The organism is Luteolibacter sp. (genome assembly GCF_058122085.1).
Window position 1 is genome coordinate 1 of the sequence record NZ_JBIKBQ010000198.1, and the last position, 2,971, is coordinate 2,971.

Annotated in this window: 3 protein-coding genes; 1 reads left to right on the top strand and 2 read right to left on the bottom strand. The window is 62.9% G+C overall.

The features are described 5' to 3' along the window. The coding region (locus AC4DF4_RS18430; protein WP_490049559.1) for a hypothetical protein at positions 1-277 on the top strand (277 nt) is incomplete at its 5' end. Positions 278-306: 29 nt separating this feature from the next. On the opposite strand, the gene AC4DF4_RS18435 is transcribed toward AC4DF4_RS18430, so the two are convergent. Together AC4DF4_RS18435 and AC4DF4_RS18440 are read right to left on the bottom strand one after the other, a co-directional pair. Then, positions 307-2,148, bottom strand: coding sequence for a phosphoenolpyruvate carboxykinase (GTP) (locus AC4DF4_RS18435; protein ID WP_490049560.1), 1,842 nt, complete (start codon positions 2,146-2,148; stop codon positions 307-309). A gap of 102 nt (positions 2,149-2,250) precedes the next feature. Continuing rightward, positions 2,251-2,971: PD-(D/E)XK nuclease family protein (locus AC4DF4_RS18440; protein WP_490049561.1), on the bottom strand; the 721-nt coding region annotated here is incomplete at its 5' end.

Below are 2,971 nucleotides of genomic sequence, written 5' to 3' on the forward strand. Positions count from 1 at the left end.
CGTCAAGATCGTCGGTCGCTATCACTATGCCGGCAGCGACGACCCAGGCTCACTCGTTGCAACCATGGGCGCCTCGGCCGACCCCTTCTTCGACAGCTCGCCGTTCTTCATCGGCGATGAATACCATTCCTTCTACCTCGGCGCGAACGCCCACTTCTATCAGGATCGCCTGGTATGGATGAACGGATTGGAAAACATCATTCTCAAAGACGAGGCCGGCGCCGGCTTCAATGCCGAAGCATGGATCTGGCACACCGGCGTGAAGGCGTCGTTCTAGCATCCAGCGGCCTCGCCACCGGAAGCTTCTTATGACAAGCGCGCCGCTAGCAGCTCGCGTTGGAAGATGAGTTCCTTCGGCAGGTCGTCGTAGAGTTCGATGAAGAGTTCTCCCTGGCTGACGAGCTCCGCCTTCCATTCCGCGCGGTTGAAGGCCATGACCTTGTCGTAGCTTTCGCGGGTGAAGTCTTCGAGACCGTCGATGTTGAAATCCTCGAACGCCGGAGTCCAACCGATCTGTGTCTCGTAACCGGCGGCGGCGCCGTGGCAGCGTTTCACGATCCACTCGAGGACGCGCATGTTCTCACCGTAGCCGGGCCACAGGAACTTCCCGTCGTCGTCCTTGCGGAACCAGTTGACGTGGAAGAAGCGCGGAAGGCTGGTCAGGTAGCGGCGCATTTCCAGCCAGTGGCCGAAGTAGGAGCCCATGTTATAACCGCAGAACGGCAGCATGGCCATCGGGTCGCGGCGGACCTTGCCGATCGTGCCGGCCGCGGCGGCGGTCATTTCCGAACCCATGGTGGCTCCCACGTAAACGCCGTGGCTCCAGTTGAATGCCTGATAGACAAGCGGCATGGTCGTCGGGCGGCGGCCGCCGAAGACGATGCCGTCGATCGGCACGCCGTCCGGATTCTGCCACTCGGGGTCGATGGTCGGGCACTGCACGGCGGGGGCGGTGAAGCGCGCGTTGGCATGCGCCGCGCTGCGGCCGCAGTCCGGCGTCCAGTCCTTGCCGGTCCAGTCGATGAGGTGCGCGGGCTTGGTCGGCGACATGCCTTCCCACCACACGTCGCCGTCGTCGGTTAGTCCGACGTTGGTGAAGATTGTGTTTTCCTTCATCGACTCCATGGCGATGGGATTGGTCTCGTAAGCGGTGCCGGGAGCCACGCCGAAGAAGCCGGTCTCCGGATTGATCGCGTGGAGCTTGCCGTCCGCGTGAGGCCACAGCCAGGCGATGTCGTCGCCGACGATGGAGGTCTTCCAGCCGGCGTCCTGATAGGATTTCGGCGGGATGAGCATGGCGAGGTTGGTCTTGCCACAGGCGGACGGGAAGGCGCAGGTGAGATAGGTCTTGGTGCCGTCCGGCGCGTGGACGCCGACGATGAGCATGTGCTCGGCCATCCACTGGTGCTCGCGGGCGATGTTGGAGGCGATGCGCAGGGCGAGGCATTTCTTCCCTAGCAGGGCGTTGCCGCCGTAGCCCGAGCCGAAGGACATGATCTCGCGGGTCTCGGGGAAATGGACGATGTACTTGTCATCGCTGCAGGGCCAGCTGGAGTCGGCTTGGCCCGGCTCCAGCGGCGAGCCGACGGAGTGGAGGCAGGGGATGAACTGGCCGTGGCCGTCGCGCTTTTTCGTGATCGTGCCGTTAGCTTCTTCTTCGAGACGCTTCAGGACGTGCGAACCCATGTGGCACATGATCCGCATGTTGACGACCACGTAGGGGCTGTCGGAAATTTCCACGCCGATCTTGGCGAGCGGCGAGTCGAGCGGGCCCATGCAGAACGGGATGACATACATCGTCCGGCCTTTCATCGAGCCTTTGAATTTCTCATTCAACTTCGCACGCATCTCGGCGGGGTCGGCCCAGTGGTTGGTGGGGCCCGCCTCGTCGCGGCGCTTCGAGCAGATGTAGGTGCGGTCTTCCACGCGGGCGACGTCGGACGGGGTCGAGCGGGCGAGGAACGAGTTGGGGCGCTTGGCTGGGTTGAGGCGGGTGAAGGTGCCTTTTTCCACCATCAGTGTGGTCAGCCGGTCCCATTCGGCTTGCGAGCCGTCGCACCACTCGACGGAATCGGGTGTGCAGAGGGCGGTTATTTCAGCGACCCATTTTTGCAAGGGGAGGTGGGATGTTTCAATTGATTTACTCATAGCAAACACACTAGAGAGGGAAACCCACCCGTTGGCAATCCCATGCGGAGAATGGCGCGGAATTTCTCAAGAAACGCGCAGGGTCGTTCCGGTTTCAGTCAGTCAGATAGAGACATGTTCGCGGCAGCGCGTGGAAAGCAGGACGCACTCGACCCGCGCGGCGGGGTAGGCCCGCTCCATCACTTCACGATAGGCCTGCATCTGGCCGGAATACCTTTCGACGAGCTCCTTGATGTCATCCAGCCCGTCGGTTTTGAAATCAACCACCTGCACGCGGTTCACCACGCCGGAAGCGTCGCGGTGGAGGTGAAGCCGGTCGATCACCCCGCTGAGCCATTTGCCGTCAAGCACCGCGTCCACCGCTTGTTCGCGAAACAGCTCCACCGATTGTCCGCCGCGCTCGAAAAGCTTCCTCAAGACCGGAACTTTCAGCAAATCGGCCACCAGCCGCCCGGCGTCGCTCGCGGGCAGATCCGGGGTCGCTTCGTCCACCCAGCCGACTTGCTCGAAGGCGACGTGGACCTCGCTGCCGAACTTCATTCCGCTCGCGGAATGAGTCGCCGTGGCGGCCGTCTTTTTCTTCGCGCCGCTTGGTGTTGTTCGTTCGCGGCGGGTCACGCCGGCGGCAAGCGAGGGCATCGCGGCGGCGTCCTGCGGGATTTCTGACAGGGAAATGCTTTCCACCCAGTCCGCCGCTCCCGATTGATAGACCACGCCGGGCTCGCCCGTCGAGGCGACCGATCTCGCCAGCCAGTTCGCCAGCGACGGCTTGTCCGGCTCCTGGGATTTCGCGGGCGGTTCCAGCAGGACATAGAGCCCGCGC